Below are 1,153 nucleotides of genomic sequence, written 5' to 3'. Positions count from 1 at the left end.
TAATCGTTAAGCGTAAACGACACCAGTAATGGATTATGATCGGAAGCGTCGCTCTGCGGCGCTTTCGCATTTTTCAGCGTTAATCCGCGGTAGAACACATGGTCTAGCGGCAAGCCCGTAATAAACTGCGTACGATGATCTGGCGAGAATTGTACTTCTCTCAAATTTGCTTCCCTCAGGGCCTGCTTCATGGCCGTAATCCGATATTCGCTCCAACTATTAAAATCACCAGCAAATACGATTGGCCCGATGTGTTGTTTAAGTAGCGTCTCAAGCGCAGAAAGTTGCGAAGTATATTCTTCCGTTCCAACGGTAAAATTGATCGCATGCACATTGATAACGGCCAAGCTCTCACCATTACTTAAACGATACTGGCTGTACAACGCCGATTTTGGCAAACGCAACCACGGTTCTTTTGACGTGTACGCGCATGCTTTAATTGGCTGCTTTTGAGCAATACTAATCACGCCAGCTCCGCTGCCTAACGCTTTAAACGCGCTGACTTGGTTGCTGACCCAGCTGCCATCTACCAACCATTGTTTAAAACTGTCTGTCATGCTGGCTTCTTGCAGCAATAACAATTGCTTATCTGCCGAGAACAACTCCAGCTCAGATTGCCAGTTAGCGCGATTTTGCTTGTAGATGTTCCAAACTAAAAGGTTGAGTTCACCGTTATCGTCCAGAGCTTTTGCTCCGCTAAACTCTATACATCGAATGTCTTCGGTAATTTCAGAACCAGTTTGTGTGATGATCTGTGGGTGTTCTGGCACGGTAAAGATGACTTGAAAACTCACTACCGCAGCCATGATTAGAAAGGCTAAAGAGAGAACAAAACGCTTAAACATGAGAGCGTACCTGAATGCATGAAATAAAAAAGGAGCCTTATTGGGCTCCCTTTTAGCTTAATCAAAAATGCAATTGTAGTGAAATCTTAAATCGCGTCTTCGTCTTCTTCACCAGTACGAATACGAACCACACGCTCAACATCCGTTACGAAAATTTTACCATCGCCAATCTTACCTGTTTGCGCGGTTTCGATGATGGTTTCTACGCATTTGTCTGCTACATCTTCAGTAACAACAATTTCCAGTTTCACTTTCGGTAGGAAGTCCACCATGTATTCCGCACCGCGGTATAGCTCAGTGTGGCCTTT

Annotated in this window: 2 protein-coding genes; both read right to left on the bottom strand. The window is 44.8% G+C overall.

The features are described 5' to 3' along the window. On the bottom strand, window positions 1–845 hold an 845-nt coding region (locus tag R7040_RS24615), incomplete at its 3' end, for an endonuclease/exonuclease/phosphatase family protein (RefSeq protein WP_318097294.1). Window positions 846–931: 86 nt separating this feature from the next. After that, window positions 932–1,153, bottom strand: a 222-nt coding sequence (locus R7040_RS24610) for a P-II family nitrogen regulator (protein WP_318097293.1), incomplete at its 5' end; no start/stop codon positions are given.

Source organism: Vibrio sp. 1069 (assembly GCF_033340555.1).
The sequence above is the reverse complement of the archived record's forward strand: the minus strand, read 5'-3'. Positions and strand labels throughout refer to the sequence as shown.